Here is a 20,856-nt window from a genome sequence, read left to right on the forward strand (position 1 = left end):
ATGCACAACAGCGCGGCCTCGCCTTCACTAATGCGTGTCGGCGACGCCGCTTTTTGTGCACAAACCCATCGCAGCGACATCCCCCGATGCGCACGCCTCACCCAGCGACGTTCACGCAGGGAACGCGCGCGCCTCCGCCCCCACCAACGGGTCAGAAGGCCTGCCCAGAAAACCCTGACAGGCGGACCCCGGCCTCAGGCCAGCGCCGCCAGAATCCGCGCCCACGACCGGGCGCCCTTATGGAAGCTGGTCAGGTCGTATTTCTCGTTCGGCGAATGGATACGGTCGTCGTCGAGCCCGAAGCCGATCAGCAGCGTGTCCATGCCGAGCAGCCGGCGGAAATCGCCGACAATCGGGATTGAACCGCCAGAGCCGATGGTCACAGCCGGCACGCCCCATTCCTGCTGCAGCGCTGTTGCGGCCTTGCGCAATTCCGGCAGGTCGAAGGGCAGCGCAATGGCGTGGCTGGCGCCGTGATCGCCGAAACCCGCCGTGCAATCCTTCGGCAGTTGCGCCGTCACATAGGCGCGGAAGGCGGCGCGCACCTTGAGCGGGTCCTGCTCGCCCACCAGGCGGAACGACAGCTTGGCGGTGGCTTCCGCCGCGATCACCGTCTTGGCCCCAGGACCGGTATAGCCGCCGAAAATGCCATTGACGTCGCAGGTCGGGCGCGACTGGATCTGCTCGATCACCATGCGGTCGCGTTCGCCCGCCGGCTCAGACAGTCCCACCGGGCCGAGGAACCGCGCCGCGTCGAGACCAAGCCCGCGCCATTGCGCCAGCACCTCAGCCGGTGTCTCCGGCACGCCGTCATAAAACCCAGGCAACGTCACCCGGCCGTCGGCGTCATGCAGGCCGGCGATGATGCGCGACAGCACCCGGATCGGGTTCTGCGCCGCGCCGCCGAACAGGCCGGAATGCAGGTCGCGGTCGGCGGCGCGAATGGTCACTTCCTCATAGACCAGACCACGCAGGCCGGTGGTGATCGCCGGGGTGCGGGCGTCCCACATGCTGGTGTCGCAGACCAGCGCCACATCGGCGGCCAGTTCGTCCTTATTAGCCGCGACGAAGGCCGGCGTGTTTTTCGAGCCAACCTCCTCCTCGCCTTCCACCATGATGGTGACGTCGACAGGCAGTTCGCCGTGCACCACTTTCCAGGCGCGGCAGGCCTCGATGAAGGTCATCACCTGGCCCTTGTCGTCGGCGGCGCCGCGCGCCACGATCGCCTTGCGGCCATCGGGGCCAGTGACGATCTCAGGCTCGAACGGCGGGCTGTTCCACAGCTCCAGCGGCTCCGGCGGCTGCACGTCGTAATGGCCGTAGAACAGCACGCGCTGCTTGCCGGTATCTGGCGTCTTGCCCAGCACGATGGGGTGACCTGGCGTGTCGCGCACCTCAGCGGCGAAGCCCAGCGGCTCCAGCGCGCCCTTCAGCCAGTCGGCGGCGGCGCGGCAGTCCTGGGCCCGCGCCGGATCGGTGGAGATCGACGGAATCCGCAGCCAGGACGACAGGCGCTGCAGCGAGGCGTCAAGTTCGGCGTCAAGATTGGCGAGAACGGCGTCAAGCTTCGGATTATGTTCGGTCATCTCGTCTGTCCTCCGGCGCGGCGTTGGGCCGGCGCCTGCGTTTACTCAAACGGCCGCCGCCGCAACCGCAGCCGCCGCCCCTGTCGTCCTGCTGCTTTCCCACGCCGTGCTGCGCCCGATGCGGCAGCAGCCCGGCGTCAGCGCTTGCCGATGCCGAACAGCCCCTTGAGAATGGCGTTGCCCAGCTTTGTGCCGATGGTGCGCGCCGCCGATGACGCGGCGTTGGAGATCACCTTTTCGGTGATGCTCTGTCCCTTGCGCCCTTTGGTCGATCCCCCGCCGAGGACGCCGCCGAGCACGCTGTCGAGCACACTGCCTTCGCCAGCCTTGGCCTCCGCAGCGTCCGCCTCCTGCGCCTCCCCGGCGTCGAGGACGGCGATCCGCTCCTTCGCGGTCTGGCGCGGCTGCGGCGCGAAATGTGACGCCGGCCACGGGCTGGCCGCGATCACCGCCTGGCGCTCCTGCGGCGTGATCGCCCCCACCCGGGCGCAGGGCGGCGCCACCAGGGTGCGCTGCACCACCGACGGCGTGCCCTTGCCCTCCAGCACGGAGACCAGCGCCTCGCCCACCGCCAGCTCGGTGATGACCTGGGAGGCGTCGAACTCCGGGTTCTGGCGGAAGGTGTCGGCGGCGGAGCGCACCGCCTTCTGGTCGCGGGGGGTAAAGGCGCGCAGGGCGTGCTGCACGCGATTGCCGAGCTGCGCCAGCACCGTCTCCGGCACGTCGAGCGGGTTCTGGGTGACGAAATACACGCCGACGCCCTTGGAGCGGATCAGCCGCACCACCCGCTCGATCTGCTCAAGCAGCGCCCTAGGCGCGTCGGCGAACAGCAGATGCGCCTCATCGAAGAAGAAGGCGAGCTTGGGCTTCACCGGATCACCGATCTCCGGCAGCCGGTCGAACAGCGACGACAGCATCCACAAAAGGAAGGTGGCGTAGAGCCGTGGGCTGTTCATCAATTTGTCGGCGGCGAGAATATTGATGACGCCCTTGCCGCTGGCCGGATCGACGTGCAGCAAATCATTGATGTCGAGGCCTGGGGCGCCGAAGAATTTATCCGCCCCCTGGTTCTCCAGCACCAGCAGCTGGCGCTGGATCGCCCCCACCGACTGGCTGGCGACATTGCCATAGGTCTGGGCGAGGGTTTTGGCGTTCTTGCCGACATAGACCAGCAGCGCCCGCAGATCGGCCAGGTCGACCAGCGGAATCTGCTCCTCCTGCGCCACGCGGAAGGCGATGTTGAGCACGCCCTCCTGGGTGTCGTTCAGCTCCAGCAGCCGCGATACCAGCAGCGGCCCCATATCGGTCAAAGAGGCGCGCACCGGATGGCCCTGCTCGCCGAACAGGTCCCAGAACACCACCGGGAAGCGCTCCGGCGTATAAGCGAAACCGAACTCTTCGGCGCGTTTGACGAAATGCGGCTGGCCGTCGCCCATCTGCGACACGCCGGACAGATCGCCCTTGATGTCGGAAGCGAACACCGCCACGCCCTCGCGCGACAGCCCTTCGGCCAGCACCTGCAGGGTCACGGTCTTGCCGGTGCCAGTAGCCCCGGCCACCAGGCCATGGCGGTTCGCCAGCTTCAGGCTCAGCGACTGCGGTTCTGGATCAGGCCCATTGCTCAGGCCGATCAACACATAGCCGCTCTCCGCCATGCCGGTGCTCCCTTGCTGCCAAACAGTGCGCCCGCCGGGACCATCTGCGCCCAGCCCGGCTGATTCCCACGTACGCTATCCCTCACACCCCGATAGCACGCCGCCCGCGCCGTCGTCGCCTCTCAACCCAACCTCACCGCCACCCCGCCGCCCTCCCCCCGTCTCCCGATGGCGCCCACCCCATCCCACCCCCCAGCCGTCATGCCCGTGCTCGTCACGGGCATCCACGTCTTCCCACGCCGCCGCGCCGAAGACGACAAGCCAAGCCAGCCGCGCCCGACCCACCTGGCACCACCCCCGCCTTCACACACGCGCACGCCCTCGCGCGCGGCCAAGTCGCAATCCATCAACCAAACGCTTGTATGGCCACAAAACCCCTTGCAAACGCTGGCCTCTTCCATCCAACGCCGCGCAAACCCGGTGATTTGAACCGCTTTAACATTTGACGGCGTCCCATATGGGGACTAAGGCCGACGATTGACAAAACCGGACGTTGGGCGCCTTGCGTCGCCGTCCACAGCCCACCGTTATCGAAAGCCGGCCAGTTCCCATGGACGAAACCTGTCTCGCCCCCGCCTTTCCAGACTTCAACCGCGACGACTGGCGCAAGCTCGTTGACAAGGTGCTGAAGGGCGCCGACTTCGACAAGAAGCTCGTGACCCGCACGGGCGAAGGCATTGCGATCCAGCCGCTGTATGACAAGGCCGAAGGCGACGTGCCGCGCGCTGTCCGCGCGACCCCTGGCGCCTGGGCCGTCACCCAGCTGGTGGACCACCCGGAAGCAGCCGAGGCCAATCACCTTGCGCTCACCGATCTTGACGGCGGCGCCAGCGGCCTCGCCCTGCGCTTTGCCGGCGCGCCCGCCGCGCGTGGCGCTGGCGTCGCCATCAATACCCTCGCCGACCTCGAGAAGACCCTCGACAAGGTGATGCTCGACCTGATCCCGCTGCGCATCGAGGCCGCGCCCTATCTGGGCCGCCACACCGCAGCCCTGGTCGCCGCGCTCGTCGAGGCCCGCAAGCTCAAGGCCGCAGACGTCGCCGTCGATTTCGGCCTCGACCCGGTTGGCGACATTGTCCGCACCGGCGCCTCGCCGATGCCGGTCGACGCCCAGCTCGACCGCCTCGCCGACACCGTCCGCGACCTCAGCGCCCGTGGCTACAGGCGCAACCTGGTGCGCGTCGACGCCCGTCCGGTGCATGAGGCTGGCGGTTCGCAGGTCAATGAGCTGGCCTATATGCTGGCCGCCGCCGTGTTCTACCTGCGCGCGCTCAACGCCCGCGGCCAGTCGCTGGAAGCAGCCCGCGACGCCATCTCGGTGCTGCTGCCGGCCGACGCCGACCAGTTCATGACGCTCGCCAAGTTCCGCGCCGCCCGCCTGCTGTGGGCCCGGGTTCAGGAGCTGTGCGGCGTCGCGCCTGCGCCGCTGTATCTGTCGGCGGAAACCTCGTGGCGCATGACCACCCGTCGCGACCCTTGGGTCAACATGCTGCGGGCCACCGTGGCGGTGTTCGCCGCTGGCGTCGGCGGGGCTGACAACATCACCGTGCTGCCGCTCACCGCAGCGCTCGGCCTGCCCGACGCCTTCGCCCGTCGCCAGGCGCGCAACACCCAGCTAATCCTGCTCGAAGAGTCCAATTTGTGGCGCGTCGCCGATCCGGCGGCAGGCGTCGGCGGCGTCGAGACCCTGACCCGCGAGCTGTGCGAGCTGGCCTGGGCCCAGTTCCAGAAGATCGAGGCTGCCGGCGGCGTCATCGAGGCGCTGAAGTCTGGCCTGATCCAGGGTGAGGTCGCCAGCGTGCGCGCCGCCCGCGAGAAGCAGATCGCCCGTCGCCAGCTGCCGATCACCGGTGCCAGCGAGTTCCCCAACGTGCACGAGGCCGAGGTTGAGGTGCTGACCCCGGCCCCGGTCGCCCCGCTCGCCGACGGCGCCCGCCGCATGGACGTGGCGGCCAGCTTCGAAGAGCTGGTCGACCAGGCCCGCGCCGGCGCCGCGCTGCCCGACGGCCTGGCCCGTGTGGCGTCGGTCGTCGCCGACGCCCTGCCGGTGCATCGCGACGCCGAAGGCTTCGAGGCGCTGCGCGACCGCGCCGACAAACGCCTCGCCGACAGCGGCAAGCGTCCGGCGGTGTTCCTCGCCAACCTCGGCCCGATCTCCGCATTCACCGCCCGCGCCACCTTCGCCAAGAATTTCTTCGAGGCTGGCGGCATTGAAGCCCTGGGCAATGACGGCTTCCCGTCGCTCGACGCGCTGGTCGCGGCTTACAAGGCGTCAGGCGCCCGCATCGCCTGCCTGTGCTCGTCCGACGCGCTCTATGATGAGCAGGCGGTGACGGCGGCGCAGGCGCTGACGGCGGCTGGCGCTGGCGCCATCTTCCTCGCAGGCCGCCCCTCGGCCGAGCTGGAAGCCGCCCTGAAAGACGCCGGCGTGACGCGCTTCGCCTATATGGGCGCCGATTTGATCGCCGTGCTCGCCGAGGCCATCAACCTGGCCTGAGCCGATTGGATGTGATGGCGGCCTTGCCCCGCCATCTGGTGAAAACAGACGCCAGGGCGCCGGTAGCCCCGCAGGCCGCACAGGTTTAGACTGCTGCGGCTGCATCCCAAAAGTTTGGGGATGAGAATGGGGCGCCGGCGTCGCAACGCCTCAGGGCTCTGGCAGACCGAGAAATGGCCAGTCACATGACGACTATTCCTGACTTCACGTCCATCAGCTGGACCGCGCCGCAGACTGCGGCTCCCGACGCCTCGGGCGAGGCCTGGACCACGCCGGAAGGCATCGACGTCAAGTCCGCCTACACCGCCGCTGACCGCGATGGCCTCGCCTTCGTCGACACGCTGCCGGGCCTCGCCCCGTTCGTGCGCGGCCCCTACCCGACCATGTACGTCAACCAGCCGTGGACCGTGCGCCAGTACGCCGGCTTTTCGACGGCGGAAGACTCCAACGCCTTCTACCGCCGCAACCTGGCGGCCGGTCAGAAGGGTCTGTCGGTGGCCTTCGACCTCGCCACCCACCGTGGGTATGACAGCGACCATCCGCGCGTCTCCGGCGACGTGGGCATGGCGGGCGTCGCCATCGACTCGATCTACGACATGCGCACCCTGTTCAGCGGCATCCCGCTCGACCAGATGTCCGTGTCGATGACCATGAACGGCGCGGTGCTGCCGATCCTTGCGCTTTATGTCGTCGCTGCCGAGGAGCAGGGCGTGACCCCCGACAAGCTGGCGGGCACGATCCAGAACGACATCCTCAAGGAGTTCATGGTCCGCAACACCTACATTTATCCGCCAGCGCCTTCGATGCGGATCATCGGCGACATCTTCGCCTACACCTCGGCCAACATGCCGAAGTTCAACTCGATCTCGATCTCCGGCTATCACATGCAGGAAGCCGGGGCGACGCAGGACCTCGAGCTGGCCTACACCCTGGCGGACGGCGTCGAGTATATCCGCGCAGGCCTCGCCGCCGGCCTCACCGTCGACCAGTTCGCGCCGCGCCTGTCGTTCTTCTGGGCGATCGGCATGAACTTCTTCATGGAAGTGGCCAAGCTGCGCGCCGCGCGCCTGCTGTGGGCCCGCCTGGTGAAGGAATTCGAGCCCAAGAACGACAAGTCGCTGCCGCTGCGCACCCACTCGCAGACCTCGGGCTGGTCGCTGACGGCGCAGGACGTGTTCAACAACGTCTCGCGCACCGCCATTGAGGCGATGGCCGCCACCCAGGGCCACACCCAGTCGCTGCACACCAACGCCCTCGACGAGGCGCTGGCGCTGCCCACCGACTTCTCGGCCCGCATCGCCCGCAACACCCAGCTGTTCCTGCAGCAGGAGAGCGGCACCACCAAGGTCATCGATCCGTGGGGCGGCTCCTATTACGTCGAGCGCCTTACCGCCGAGCTGGCCAAGAAGGCGTGGGAGCACATCGAGGAAGTCAAGAAGCTTGGCGGCATGGCCAAGGCGATCGAGGCCGGCATCCCCAAGTTGCGCATCGAGGAAGCCGCCGCCCGCACCCAGGCCCGCATTGACTCGGGCGCCCAGTCGGTGATCGGCGTCAACAAGTTCAAGCCTGAGAATGAGAAGCCGATCGACGTGCTCAAGGTGGACAATTCCGCCGTGCGCGCCGCCCAGCTCGACAAGCTCAAGCGCCTGCGCGCCGAGCGTAACCAGGCCGACGTCGCCGCCGCGCTGAAGGCGCTGGAAGACGGCGCCCGTGGCGACGGCAATCTGCTGGCGCTGGCCATCGACGCCGCCCGCGCCAAGGCCACGGTCGGCGAGATCTCGCTGGCGCTGGAGAATGTTTTCGGTCGTCACCAGGCCGAGATCCGCTCGATCTCGGGCGTCTACAAGCGGGAGGCCGCCGCCATGAGCGAAGTGCAGCGCGTGCAGGATCTGGTGGAGACCTTCCAGGACGAGGACGGTCGCCGTCCGCGCATCCTGGTGGCCAAGATGGGCCAGGACGGTCACGATCGTGGCCAGAAGGTCATCGCCTCGGCCTTCGCCGACCTCGGCTTCGACGTCGACATCGGCCCCCTGTTCGCCACGCCTGAAGAGGCCGCCCGCCAGGCCATCGAGAACGACGTGCACATCGTCGGCGTCTCGTCGCTGGCCGCCGGCCACCTCACTTTGGTGCCGGAGCTGAAGGCGGCGCTGACCGCCCAGGGCCGCCCGGACATCATGATCGTCGTCGGCGGCGTGATCCCGCCCCAGGACTTCGACGCCCTCTACGCCGCCGGCGCCTCGGCCATCTTCCCGCCCGGCACGGTGATCGCCACCGCCGCCGAGAAGCTGATCAACGAGCTGCGCCAGCGCCTCGGCTATTTGCCCGGCAAGGCCGCCGAATAAAAGCCAGACCAGACACGAGAACGACGACGCCGCGGTCCCCCGACCGCGGCGTTTTTATTTGCCCGACGCACAACACGCCATCACCCGTCTTGGTCAACAAGCTAACCCGCCAGGCCACCGCGCCGCCAGGATACCGCGCCGCCAGGACACCGCGCCGCCAGGACACCGCGCCGCCAGGACACCGATTCACCAAATCCAGACAACGCTCTGCATCACAAACACATTCACCCGACCCAACCACCGTCATGCCCGTGCTCGTCACGGGCATCCGCGCGTTTTCTTACATAGCGTTCCGTCAGTTCGCCCGGCGGGGCTGTCGCAAGACGTGGATGCCCGTGACAAGCACGGGCATGACGCCGATGGAGCAGCGGCCTGGCGCCATCCCGATTCAATCAATGCATGTAGGCCATTGTTATAATGCGCCTTTCAAAACCAAACCCTCCCCAACAGCGCGCATATCAGCATATCCATGCCCAGAACCTTGTCGCGCCACATTTGGATCCCAACATTGATGAATGATGAATTTCATCAGTCGACATACGCTCCTGGTGTACAGGCGCAGCGGCCCGTTTCGACGCGGCGGCCGGGACGTTGGCGAGGGGCGCGGGGGCGCCATACGAAATACCAGGCTTGCAGCCGCCAGACCGCCACAGCAACATGCGCGACCTGCAGGCCGGAAGGAGATGGGTTTTGACCATTGAGGCTACCGTGCGCCGCGAGGCGGAACCGTCCGCGCCAGCCCGCCACACGCCCCCCCAGGATGCGCCGGCCCCTGCAGCCCCGGCTGGCGACGAGCGCGGCTACCGCGCCATTCGCCCCGCCCGGCGCCGTGGCGCGATCCGCGCCATCGCCGATCTAGTGCGCAACCCCATAGAAGGTTTTCCGCCCGAGGTGTTTGAGGCGCCGCTGGTGCGCTCGTCGCTGCTTGGCACGCCGACCCTGTTCGTCATGGCCCCGGCGCTGGTGCATGAGGCCATGGTCGAGAAGGCGGACATCTTTGTGAAGGATCGCGCCACCCGCCGGGCTCTGGGTCCGGCGCTCGGCAAGGGCATCCTCACCGCCAATGGCGAGCACTGGCGCTGGCAGCGCCGGCTGGCCGCGCCTGTGTTTCGCCACGAGAAGATTCTGGCCATGGTGCCGGCGATGATCGCCGCCGCCGAGAGCACCGCCGCCCGCTGGCGCGATCAAACCGGCGACACCGTCGACGTTGCCCATGAGATGATGCGCGCCACCTTCGACGTCATCGTCGCCACCATGCTCGACGGCGCCCCTGACATGGACGTCGAGCGCGTCGCCCAGGCCATCACCGATTCCCTCGACACCGCAGGCTGGCCGATCGCGCTGTCGATGCTGCGCGCTCCGAAGTGGACGCCCTATCCCGGCAGTCGCCGCGCCGCCGCGGGCCGCTCCTATCTGCGCGCCTGCATGCAGGCGGCCATCGACGCCCGCCGCAGATCCGGCGCCGCCGACGGCGCCGACCTCACCTCGCTGATGCTCAACGCCGCCGACCCGGAGACCGGGCAGCAGATGAGCGACGCGCAGATCATCGACAATCTGCTGACCTTTATCGCCGCCGGCCATGAGACCACGGCGCTGGCGCTGACCTGGGCGCTGTGGCTGTTGAGCCAGCACCCGGATATCGCGGCGAAGCTGCGCGCCGAGGTCAATGCGGTCGCCCCCGATGGCGTCACCCCGGCCAATCTCGACCAGCTGGTCTACACCCGCCAGGTGTTGCAGGAGGCGATGCGACTCTATCCCCCGGCGGCGGCCACGGTGCGCACGACGCTCGAAGACACGACGCTGGGCGCGGAGCCCATCGCCGCCCGCTCCTCGCTGATCATCCCGATCTACGCCATCCATCGCCACAAGACGCTGTGGGCCAATCCCGACGGCTTCGATCCGGAGAATTTCGCGCCAGCCGCCGTCAAGGCCCGGCCACGCCACGCCTTCATGCCCTTCGGCGCCGGTCCGCGCATCTGCATCGGCATGATGTTCGCGCTGCTGGAAGGCACGGCCATTTTGGCGACGCTGGCGCGGACGTTTGCGCCGGTCCCGGCCGCAGCCACGCCGCCAGAACCCCAGCTGAAGATCACCCTACGCCCACGCGGCGGTATGCCGATGATCCTGCGCCCCGCCCCCTGAGCTACAAGGCCGCCACACCACAGCCACCGCGACAGCCACACGGCTGTCATGCCATACTGCCACCCTGCGCTCGCTGTCGCCACGCAAGGGTCGTGGGCGCGGCATCGTGGGATCGTGGCGGCCCTACGGGCGCTGCGCTCAGCGTGACATGCCGGTCAGGCGCACATGGAGGGGTGCATGGTGAAACTCGCCGCCGCAGGCGCCCCGGTCGCCTGGTGCATCCCATTGGCCCTGACCCTGGGCGCGCCTCAGCAGCTATCGGCGCAACCCAATGCGCCGACAGCCCCTGTCGCGGCAGGACAAGCCGTGGCCGCCCCAACCGTCTCCCAACACAACGACAGCTATTTCCAGCAGGCGCAGCGCGACCTGCAGGCCATCCTCGCCCGCAAGCCCAACGAGGGTCGGGCCCGCAACGTCATCCTGTTCGTCGGCGACGGCATGTCGATCCCCACCGTCACCGCCACGCGCATTCTGGACGGGCAGCGGCGCGGCGTCGACGGTGAGAGCAACTGGCTGGCGTTCGAACAGCGCCTGCCCCATGTCGCCCTGTCGCGCACCTTCAGCCATGACGGCCAGGTGGCGGATTCCGCGCCGACCGCCACGGCGCTGGTCGCCGGCGTCAAGGCGCCCAATGGCACGGTGGGCCTCACCCAGGCCGCCCGCCGAGGCGATTGCGCAAGCCAGCAGGGCGCTGGCGTCACCACCCTGTTCGACATGGCCAAACAGGCTGGCCGGGCCACTGGCCTCGTCACCACCACCCGCATCACCCATGCGACGCCTGCCGCCGCTTACGCGAAAGCCGCCGATCGCAATTGGGAGAACGACACGACGCTGCCCGACGCCGCCCGGCAGGCCGGGTGCAAGGACATCGCGTTGCAGCTGATGCAATGGCGCAATGGCGATGGCTTCGAGGTGATGCTCGGCGGCGGCCGCGCCAATTTCATGCCGAAGGAGGCGGGTGATCCGGAACATGCCAATCGCAACGGCGCCCGCGCCGATGGCCGCAATCTGATCGACGCATGGCTGCAGCAGTCCGGCGACCGCGCATATGTCTGGAACCAGGCGCAATTTGCGGCGCTGCCCAGAGACACACGGCGGCTGCTCGGGTTGTTCCAGCCCAGCCACATGCAGTTCGAGGCTGACCGCGCCGAGGACCAGGCTGGCGAGCCCTCCCTCGCCGCCATGACCGCCAAGGCCATCGAGGTGCTGTCACACAATCCGCAGGGCTATGTGCTGATGTTCGAGGCTGGCCGCATCGACCACGCCCACCACAATGGCAACGCTTACCGCGCCCTCACCGACACCATCGCCCTCAATGAGGCCGTCCGGTCGGCGCTGGCGCAGGCGGACCTGAACGACACCCTCGTGGTGGTCACCGCCGACCACAGCCATGTGTTCACCATGGCCGGCTACCCGCCGCGCGGCGCAGCCATTCTGGGCTTCGCTGGCAAGGACGCCCATGGCCAGCCCTATACCACGCTCGGCTACCAGAACGGCCCTGGGGCAAAAGCCGCCAAGGCGGCCACGGCCGCCGGGCCCTCCGCGCCGCCGCTCAGTGAAGCAGAGGCGCAAGCGCCCGACTACCGCCAGCGCGCGGCGACCGAGTTATTCGGGGAAACCCATGGCGGCGACGAGGTCGCGGTCTATGCTGGCGGGCCGTGGGCGCATCTGTTCCAGGGCGTCATCGACCAGCACGTGATCTTTCACATCATGCGCCGCGCCGCCGGCCTCGACGCAGTCGTCGCGCGGCCGAAATAAACCATTGTGCGAGCGGCTGGCCTGCCGCAGGGCCCGCCGCCGCGTACATGCTTGCGATCGCAAGGCAGTGGCGGCAGGCGCTACAACCGCCTGCCCCCTTCGCCCGGCATGCGTCAGCGCTTGATCAGCGCCCCGCTGGCGATATCACGCACCGAGCCATCCCTGAGACTGATGCGATAGATTTCGCGGGTCACATTGCCGGCGAAGCCGAGCTCTACAATTGAGACGTCGTTGAAGGTCATCGGCACGCCGTCTGGCAGGATGGCGTTGAAATGGCCCATCAGCTCATCAATGCCGCGGTTGCTGTCGGCGGTGGCTGGCCTGGTGCTGTACACCAGCGTCACATGCGGATTGTGGGCGCGCAGCTCCTTGCCATCCTTCACCACATTCAGACCGCTGACGCCGACGTCACGCACCAGTTGCTTCTGCGCGTCATTCATGCAGGCGTAGACCGGGCCAGTGACGCGCGGCAACGGCCCATCGCGCAGCGGCGTCAGCGCGGCGACGGCTTTGGTGTTAAAGGCCATCAGGGTCTCGTAGCCCTCGCCCTGCTTGACGACGCCCACATCGGCCCACCACGGCGCCACGGCGCCTTTGGCCGCCTCAACCCGGGTGAAAGCCTTCAGCTGCACGGTGACTGGCCCTGGCGTCTGGGGCAACGCCGCCAGCATCTTGCGCGGGGTCTCCGGGTCCGGATTGTGAATGTGCAGCGAGGTGACGTGCGGAATATTCTGACGGATGGCCTCCGTCTCCAGCCCCAGGCCGAGCAGCCCCTCCTTCATCGGGCCGGCGACCGTGCGCTGCAAGGCGGCCTGCACGTCGTCGGGGACCACGAACACCAGACCATAGGTGCGCTGGTGCGGGCGGAAGTCCGCATTGTCGAGGGCGCTATTGTCCACGGCGGCGGCGGCCGGCTTGCCGGTCTCGGCGGCAAGCCCAGGCAGCGCGGCGGCCACACTCAGGGCGAGCGCGGCTGAAAATGTCTTGAACATGGCCATTACCTTGCATTCTGCGCCGCCGCCCCAATGGCTCAGCGGCCTGGAATGCCGCCGATGTGCCGCAGCCGCACGACGCCCGGATGACAAGGCGCTCCATGGCCGCCGGTCGGCGCAGACGCGAAGCCTGGCGTCATATTCAGTCCTGGGCGCGGGCCCCGCGGTCGATGGCCCTGCGCACCACGGCGCGCACATCCTTGTTCGACAGGAAGGTGTCGTGGCCGATCACCCCCCAACCATAACCGGAGGCGTCGACCACCTTGACGCCCAGCGGCTCCAGCTGCTCGCGCACCGCGGCCCCGACGCGCGGCACGCCGCCTGCCACCGATTCCGAAATGGCGAGCGCCCGGTCCTTGGTCGAGCCGATCACCGTGATGTGGGTGGCCAGCGGGCCGATGCGCTTCAGCGAGGTGGCGAACAGATCGACGTCAATATCCGGCGAGGCCAGCACAATGGCGCCGATGCGGGAGGCCATGTCCATCGACCCGCTCAAGGCCCACAATTGCCGCAGCGTCTCCATGGTCAGCAGCCCGCCCATGGAATGGGCGACGATGTTGAGCTTGCCGCCGGAGGGGTTGCGGGCCAGCGCCTCAAAAATATCCTGCAGGGCGTCGCGCGACCACATGGCGCTCTCGCGGTCGTAGCCATAGTCGACCAGCGCATCCTTGGACGGCCAGGAGAAGGCCAACGTCGCGCCGTCAAAATCGATGCCATCGGCCAGTTTGTGCGCGTCCAGCACGCTGGTCTCAAACGAGGTCTTGTAGCCGTGCACATAAAACAGCACGTCCTTGCCCGACACCGCCGCCGTCAGCGAGGCCACTGGATCATTGGGCCCAAGGCTCTCGACGCCGGTCATGGTCCAGCGCCCGGCGACGGTTGAGACCGCCTTGCCCAGCAGCGATTTGCCATCGTCACGCAGCAATGCCCGGACGACGCGGGTGCCGCCAGAGCGCTCCGAGCTGAACCATGGCCGGCTCGCCGCGCCATTCACCGGCTTGCGCGTGGTCAATGCGTAAACGATAGCGTCGGCCTGCGCCTGGGGGGCGCCCCGGGTGCCGTCTATTGTGGCGTCCTGGGGCGTGGCCTGGGCAGGGCCCTGGGCAGCGTCCTGGGGCGTGGCCTGGGCCTCGGCTTCAGTGGCGCGGGCGCGCAAGGCTGGCGCAGCGGCGGCGACGACAAGGCCGCCCGCCAGCGACAACACTGAGCGGCGATTGATCAAGGGCGTGGAGGTCATATCGGTTCACTGGGCGTAAGGGCGCTGTGCCCGGCGCGGCCGACATGGCGCCATCATCTGGGCGCCAACAAGGCGAAGCCGAAAGGCTGTCGCCAGAACCCGATGACCATGCCCCATCGGGGACTGGTCAAGCCCGTGCGGCGCCTGAGCATTTCACAATGCGGATGTGTCAGCACCTTTGCATCCTGGTTTGAGGCCCGCGCACCCGCCAGCCAGGGCGCGCCAGCGCCCTCCCGCCCAGCAGCTTCTGCCCCCCTGTCCCGCAGCACGCGTCAGCAAATCCCTTCCCGCGCCGCATCTGGCGGCCCTCGCTGGCCTGAATCACTCCTGCAGGGTATGGCTGGCGTCAGTTAAGTGTGGCGGCGAGACATTGTGTCCCGCCGCGCGCGGAGCGGCCCCGCTGGCCGCGCCACTGCCCGGATTTGCGGATGATGACCGATCAGACAGCCATGCGCCCCAAAGCTCCCAATGTCGCGGAGCTTGCCGAGAGGCTGGTTGCCGGTGATCGCGCTGCGCTTGCCCGCGCCATCACCCTCGTTGAGTCGCGCCGCGAGGACCATCGCGCCGCCGCCCGCCAGATGTTGCAGCTGCTGATGCCGAAGACCGGCGGCTCCATCCGGCTCGGCGTCACCGGCGTGCCCGGGGTCGGCAAATCGACCACCATCGACGCGCTTGGTTCCAATCTGACCGGTCTTGGCCACAAGGTGGCGGTGCTGGCGGTTGATCCGTCCTCGACCCGCACCGGCGGCTCGATCCTCGGCGACAAGACGCGCATGGCCCGGCTGGCGGTCGATCCCCACGCCTTCGTCCGTCCGTCGCCCAGCGCCGGCACGCTCGGCGGCGTCGCCGCCAAAACCCGTGAGACCACGCTGCTGTGCGAGGCGGCGGGCTTTGACGTGGTGATCGTCGAAACCGTCGGCGTCGGCCAATCCGAGACCACGGTGGCTGATCTCACCGATTTCTTCCTGGTGCTGATGCTGCCAGGCGCCGGCGATGAGCTGCAGGGCATCAAAAAGGGCATTATCGAACTGGCCGACATGATCGCCGTCAACAAGGCGGAAGGCGACGGCCTGCCGCGCGCCCGCGCCGCCGCCGCCGAGTATATGGCGGCGTTGCACATCCTCGCCCCGGCCTCCAAGGTGTGGTCGCCGCCGGTGGTGACGATTTCCGGCCTCGCCAATATCGGCCTCGACAAGATGTGGGACAACGTGCTCGACCATCGCCGCAGGCTGGAGGCGGTCGGCGAACTCACCGCCAAGCGCCGGGCCCAGGAAGTGCGCTGGATGTGGACGCTGGTCGAGGAGCGCATGCACGCCCGCCTGCGCAATGACCCCATGGTGCGTGATCGTGTGCCGCAGATCGAAGGCTCGGTCCGCGCCGGCGAAATGGCTGCGACGGTCGCCGCCGAGGAAATCTGCCAGCTCGCAGGCCTGAACTGAGGCCTCCTGGCGTCGCAGCAGGCCCAGGCGCCCCCTCCCGCCAGCACTCCCCGCTAGCGGGCCGTGCCGGTCTGCGCAAGCGCCTGCAGGCTGTCCGTTGCGGCGACGATCGCCGCGATGGCGCGGGGGTCGAGCGTCAACATGGCGTGGTTGATCCCGGGCAGCAGTTTGACGCCGCGCAGGCCAGGCGCCTCCTTGAACACGGCGTCATAGGCTGAGGCGATAAGAATGTCTTCATCGACGCCCGCCAGCACCATCACTGGCCGCCGCAGCGCCCTGATGCTCTCCTCCCAGCGCCATTCCGGGCTGTAGTTGCGCAGCAGATTGTAGTCATAGGTCTCGGTCAGACGGGCGCGGTTATCCGGGTGGATGGCGAAGCGCGCCACCGGCAGGCCATTGGCCGCCGTCACCCCAAGATTGTTCAGCATGGTGAGGGCGATGATGCGCGGCACGCCGACGCTGACCCAGCCGCCGCCATCGGGGCGCTGGGTCGGCGCCATGCTGGAGATGAACGGCGCCAATAGCAGATAGCTCTGGAACAGGCTGGCCTGCGGCCCGGCCGCCACGCGCAGGGCGAAGCCGCCGCCAGATGAATAGCCGATCAGCGTCGCCGGTCCAACGGGCCGCGCCTCGGCCATAAAGGCCACGAGATCGGCCTCCAGCTGACCGATATAGTCGATGTGCCCGCGCGACCCGCTATCGCCATGGCCCCGGATGTCGAGCGTGTAAGCCGGATGCCCAGCCGCCGCGAGCGCCCTGGCCAGAGGATGCATGCTGGCGCTCATCGCCGATGACCCGTGCGCCAGCACCACCGCGCCGCGCGGAGCCGCCTGTCCGGCGCCCTGCCCCGCAGCGCCTGGCGCCGCCGGGTAATAACGATAGGCCAACCGCGCGCCGCGATCGCCGTTGTAGTGCGACAGCGGCGGCAGGCCGCTGTAATCAACCCCGCGAAACGCCTCCGTCAGGCCGGGAAACACCGCTGGCTGCTTCGGCCCGCCCAGCGAGAGCATGCCAATGCACCAGCACGACCGCCACCGCGACGCCCGCTACCCCTGCGACCATCCATTTCAGCCACGTCATCCTCACCCCCCGACCATCCATACCAGGATGCGAAGATGCTGACGCATCCGCATCCTGAAATGCTCAGGCGCCGCAATGGCTTGTCCCGAACCCGATCTATCACGCTCATCGGGTTCTGGCATCAGGCCCGGCGCCGCGTGGCGCACATCATGTCAATAAAGCTCAGATCAGTATTTTACGAAACTCATCAAGTAAAATGACACATCACACTGGAAAACATCCATCCTGATCTTGCGAAAGCCACGCCCCTATACGGCCCAGATGTCATCCTGACGACACCTGCTGCGCCCATCTCCGCCATACCACCCCAAAAACGACAAAGGGCGGGGCCATGCCCCACCCTTCCCATCACCCAAAGCCAGACAGGCCTGACGCGCCTTACAGCGACGACACCAGATGGCCGCCGTCGACGGCGATGGTTTCGCCAGTCATCCAGCTGCCGGCGTCCGACGACATCAGCAGCAGGGCGCCGTCGAGGTCAGATTCCTTGCCGAGACGCCGCATCGGCACGCGGCGGATCATCGCCTGGCCCGGCTCGGTCTCGAAGAAATCGCGGTTGATGTCGGTCAGGATATAGCCCGGGGCCAGAGCGTTGACGCGGATGCCATAGCGCGCCCACTCCAGCGCCAGCGCCTTGGTCATCTGCACCACGGCGGCCTTGGAGGCGACGTAAGGCACGATGGCCTGGGCGACGCGGAAGCCGAGGATCGACGCCACATTGACGATGGCGCCGCCGCGCTGCGCCTGCATCCAGTTACGACCTGCTTGGGCGCACACCAGCCAGGCGCCGCGCAGATTGGTGTTGATGACCTCGTCGAAATCCGCCGCGGTCAGCTCCATGGCCATGGCCGGGCGGGAGATGCCGGCGTTGTTGATGACGATGTCGATCGGCCCGAGCGCAGATTCCGCAGCCTCGAACGCCTTGGCCACTGACTGCTCATCGGTCACGTCCAGCGACACGGCGTTGGCCTTGACGCCCATGGCCTGCAATTCGCCCACCAGCTCGGCCAGCTTGTCAGCGCGGCGCGCCGCAACGGTCACCGAGGAACCACAGGAGGCGTAGAGCCTGGCGAAATGTGCGCCCAGCCCGCCGGAGGCGCCGGTGATGAACACATGTTTGTTGCTGACGAGCGCGCCAAGGTCCATTGGTGTTCCCCTGAATATTTGCTTCACAGGCGCCCGGACGCGAGCGCCGCCTCCATCCTCATCCGCACCGGAGTGACAATGCAGGTTCCGACGGCTCCAATCGCAACCCCCGACCGCAAGGTCAAGCTGGCCGGGCGGACAATCCATGTGCGCGATGACAAGCCGACGTTCTGGGCGCGGGTCAGCGCCGGCAGCTGGGAGCCCGGCGCCATCGCCGCCATCAGCGCTCATGTGCGGCCGGGCGACCAGTTCCTCGATCTCGGCGCATGGGTCGGGCCCACCACCCTGCTCGCCGCTTTGCTCGGCGCCGATTGCACCGCCGTCGAAGCCGACCCGCAGGCGTTGCGCGAGCTGCGCGCCAATCTGGCCGCCAACCCCGCGCTGGCCAGCCGCGTTCAGGTGATCGACCGCGCCGTCAGCCCCGACGCCAGCCCGGTGGAGATGGCCGCCCGGCGCAAGCCTGGCGATTCAATGTCGAGCGTGCTGCTGGCCGCCGCCCGTCGCCAGACTGCGCAGGCGGAGCCCAACGAACCAGAACAGCGGGCCGGCGAAGCTTCAGGGGCCTCGACTACGGGCGACACCACCGGCGCCGGGTCCGGCGCCGTCTGGCGTAGCGCCGCCATCACCCCTGCGATGCTGGCCCATAACCTTGACCCCGACCGCAACCTGTTCATCAAGCTGGATATCGAGGGCGGGGAATTCGCCCTGCTGCCGCAGATGCAGCCGCTGCTGCAGCGGCCAACTGCGCCGTCCGTCGCCACGCGGCTGCTGGCGTCGTTTCACCCCGGCATCCTGCGCGAGACCGGGGCCAGCGAGCCGGCGATCACCGCCGCCATCGCCACGGCTCTTGCGCCGCTTGCAGGCTGGGGCGCAGCGATGATTACTGAGACGGGCGCCGTTGCGGCCCAACCCGATCCTGCGCGCATCGCCAGCGGCGCCCAGGGCGACGCCTGGCTGTTCAGCCGCCCCTGACACGTCCTGGCAGCCGCGCAAACGTCCCCGTGACGAGCGCCGACAGCAAAATCGCGACCTTGTCGCCAGGCGTCGAGAGCCTGCGGCGCGCCATGGGCCAGCCACTGGCCATGTCGCTCCCGCGCGTCTGCTCCCTCCAGGGGCCACGCGCGCTGGCGGCCCCTCCGGGGCCAGGTCGCCCGGAACCCAGACCAATCTTGCGGGCCAGGTCGGAGCGCATGGCGGCGTAGTTCGGCGCCACCATCGGATAGTCCGGCGCCAGTCCCCATTTGAGGCGATACTCGGCCGGGGAGAGATTGTAAGCCGCCCGCAAGTGTCGGGTCAGCGACCGATAGGACCGCCCGTTCTCAAAACAGACAATGTAATCGGGCGTAATGCTCTTGCGGATCTGCGCCGCCGTCAGCGGGGCCGGCGCCGTCGCCTGGGTCTGGGCGGCAGCGCCCTCGCCCGCCGCCATCCGCCCCAGCGCGCCGTGCACCTCAGCGATCACCCCCGCCAGTTCAGCGGGCTGCAGTGTATTGTTTGACACATAGGCGCAGATGATATCCACGGCACAGCGCATAACTTCCTTTGAAATTTGAGTCATCAGACAACCATTTTTAACAATACATGAAATTCCAATTTATTCATATAGACATCTCGTTGTCATTTGGTCAACTCATTCCTTATGCGCCTTACTTGCCGCTACGACATGTCTACCGAATACCGAAACAAGCCCCGTGCGCGCGTCTGCCGCAGGCGCGCCGTAGCAGCGTAAGGGTGCGGGCGACAGATCATGCGCGCATGAGGATGGGCGCATGGCGCGCATCAACGCCTCAAGCGCGGCCGCGCACGCACGCCGGTATTCGCGAGTCATGAAAATATTGCAGCGCCGCCAGATTGATCGCCAGCGCGCCGCGACGGGGCGTGGCGCGACGCGTCCAATCGCCCGCGGAGGCCATCACGGACGTCCACCCGCGCCGGAGCGCCTGCCGCGCCAGCGCGTCGCGACCAGACGCCCGGAGATCAGGGCGCAGGCAAGGCCTAGCGCGTGACGGGCGACGAAGTGACCGGCCAAATACCGATGCCGCTCGCCGCAGCTGCTCCAGCAACGCACCAGAAACGCAAAAAGACGCCTTGCGGCGCCTTTTTTGCGGTGCGAACACCAACGGAAATGGTCGGGCAGGCGGGATTCGAACCCACGACCCCTAGTCCCCCAGACTAGTGCGCTAACCGGGCTGCGCTACTGCCCGCCAGTTACCGTCGCGGGCGAACCCGCAAACGGCAGGTAAAACCTGACGTTGTTGGCCTTATAGTGAAGCGTCGTGGCGAAAGCAACGCCCCGCAAAGTGCAAGCTGTGGGTAGCGGCGCAGCGGTCATCGCCAGTGCCGATGGCGCCGCGAGGACAGCCCGGCGGCGCCGGGCGAACCGCACCGGGCGACGACCATGCCGCGCAGCCTGTGGCGGCGCGCCTCAGGCCGCGTCAACACCCTCGCCGCGCGCCAGCAAAAGCAGGCGACGGCATTCGTGCAATTCGGCCAGCGCCTCTTCCAGCTGCCGGCGCCGGGCGGCGCTCAAGCGGCCACCCGCTGCGCCAGCCCCCTGCACCGCAGGGGCGGAATTGCCGATCGCGCCGGGCAGATCACCATGGAGCGGCGCTTGTGGCGGCGCGTCAAATCCGGCGCCCTGGCGCCAATCGTCCGCCAGACCGCTCGCTGCCGCTCCCTCACGCCAGTCCGCTGGTTCGCTCGCAGCCATCGTTCCGGATACCGCATGAGCCCCAGCGGCTTCGCCGGGCTGATGCGACGGCCACGCATCATCGCGCGCCCAGCCCTGCTGGTCTGCATCGGCGCCCGGGTGGTCCAGTCCACCCGCCCCCTGCCCCGGCGCTGTTTGACCAGCCGCCATTTGCCCCGGCGCTAACGGCTCATACGTCGCCTGAGACACCGGCATTGACCGACCAGGCCCAGGTTCATTGACATAGGCGTCGTATCCGCCATGCACAGCGTGTTCGCCAGGCGCACCCTGGG

General features: G+C 67.9%; 12 protein-coding genes, 1 tRNA gene and 1 pseudogene. 6 read left to right on the forward strand and 8 right to left on the reverse strand.

What is annotated here, in order from left to right; all coding sequences use genetic code 11:
• Nucleotides 1–194: 194 nt before the first annotated feature.
• Entirely contained in the window at nt 195–1,586 is a 1,392-nt protein-coding gene (locus AC6A67_RS02130; protein WP_498034880.1) for a M20/M25/M40 family metallo-hydrolase, read from the reverse strand.
• A 137-nt stretch (nt 1,587–1,723) separates the two neighbouring features.
• Entirely contained in the window at nt 1,724–3,241 is a 1,518-nt protein-coding gene (locus AC6A67_RS02135) for a helicase HerA-like domain-containing protein (RefSeq protein ID WP_498034881.1), read from the reverse strand.
• A 550-nt stretch (nt 3,242–3,791) separates the two neighbouring features.
• Here AC6A67_RS02135 and AC6A67_RS02140 point away from each other — a divergent pair.
• The 4 genes from AC6A67_RS02140 to AC6A67_RS02155 all read left to right on the forward strand — a co-directional run bounded on the left by AC6A67_RS02140 (nt 3,792) and on the right by AC6A67_RS02155 (nt 11,980).
• Nucleotides 3,792–5,738: a methylmalonyl-CoA mutase family protein gene (locus AC6A67_RS02140; protein WP_498034882.1), complete on the forward strand. Its 1,947-nt coding sequence runs from the start codon at nt 3,792–3,794 to the stop codon at nt 5,736–5,738.
• Between the two features lie 185 nt (nt 5,739–5,923).
• Nucleotides 5,924–8,080 (forward strand): methylmalonyl-CoA mutase, encoded by a 2,157-nt coding sequence (gene scpA / locus AC6A67_RS02145; protein ID WP_498034883.1) that lies wholly within the window; start codon nt 5,924–5,926, stop codon nt 8,078–8,080.
• Nucleotides 8,081–8,770: 690 nt separating this feature from the next.
• Nucleotides 8,771–10,222, forward strand: a complete 1,452-nt coding sequence (locus AC6A67_RS02150; protein ID WP_498034884.1) for a cytochrome P450 — start codon at nt 8,771–8,773, stop codon at nt 10,220–10,222.
• A gap of 177 nt (nt 10,223–10,399) precedes the next feature.
• Nucleotides 10,400–11,980 (forward strand): alkaline phosphatase, encoded by a 1,581-nt coding sequence (locus tag AC6A67_RS02155; protein WP_498034885.1) that lies wholly within the window; start codon nt 10,400–10,402, stop codon nt 11,978–11,980.
• Nucleotides 11,981–12,093: 113 nt separating this feature from the next.
• Here the strand turns inward: AC6A67_RS02155 and AC6A67_RS02160 are convergent, their stop codons facing one another.
• On the reverse strand, nt 12,094–12,972 hold the full coding sequence (locus AC6A67_RS02160; RefSeq protein ID WP_498034886.1) for a hypothetical protein: 879 nt from the start codon (nt 12,970–12,972) through the stop codon (nt 12,094–12,096).
• A gap of 142 nt (nt 12,973–13,114) precedes the next feature.
• The gene (locus tag AC6A67_RS02165) at nt 13,115–14,209 is read right to left on the reverse strand and encodes an alpha/beta hydrolase (RefSeq protein WP_498034887.1); all 1,095 of its coding nucleotides are present in this window, start codon (nt 14,207–14,209) and stop codon (nt 13,115–13,117) included.
• A 449-nt stretch (nt 14,210–14,658) separates the two neighbouring features.
• Here AC6A67_RS02165 and meaB point away from each other — a divergent pair, with 449 nt between their 5' ends.
• On the forward strand, nt 14,659–15,648 hold the full coding sequence (gene meaB, locus AC6A67_RS02170) for a methylmalonyl Co-A mutase-associated GTPase MeaB (RefSeq protein ID WP_498034916.1): 990 nt from the start codon (nt 14,659–14,661) through the stop codon (nt 15,646–15,648).
• Nucleotides 15,649–15,701: 53 nt separating this feature from the next.
• On the opposite strand, the gene AC6A67_RS02175 is transcribed toward meaB, so the two are convergent.
• Both AC6A67_RS02175 and AC6A67_RS02180 read right to left on the reverse strand, forming a co-directional pair.
• Complete coding sequence (locus AC6A67_RS02175; protein ID WP_498034888.1) at nt 15,702–16,658, reverse strand: alpha/beta hydrolase; 957 nt, start codon at nt 16,656–16,658, stop codon at nt 15,702–15,704.
• 448 nt (nt 16,659–17,106) lie between these two features.
• Entirely contained in the window at nt 17,107–17,874 is a 768-nt protein-coding gene (locus tag AC6A67_RS02180; RefSeq protein ID WP_498034889.1) for an SDR family NAD(P)-dependent oxidoreductase, read from the reverse strand.
• A gap of 78 nt (nt 17,875–17,952) precedes the next feature.
• Between AC6A67_RS02180 and AC6A67_RS02185 the strand changes: the two genes are divergently transcribed.
• On the forward strand, nt 17,953–18,846 hold the full coding sequence (locus AC6A67_RS02185) for an FkbM family methyltransferase (protein ID WP_498034891.1): 894 nt from the start codon (nt 17,953–17,955) through the stop codon (nt 18,844–18,846).
• Between the two features lie 160 nt (nt 18,847–19,006).
• Here the strand turns inward: AC6A67_RS02185 and AC6A67_RS02190 are convergent.
• Nucleotides 19,007–19,432 (reverse strand): annotated as a pseudogene (locus tag AC6A67_RS02190) (Ros/MucR family transcriptional regulator); the annotation flags it as partial.
• A 568-nt stretch (nt 19,433–20,000) separates the two neighbouring features.
• Nucleotides 20,001–20,078 (reverse strand) — tRNA-Pro (locus AC6A67_RS02195).
• Between the last annotated feature and the right edge of the window lie 778 nt (nt 20,079–20,856).

Source organism: Camelimonas sp. FR25, from assembly GCF_059740505.1.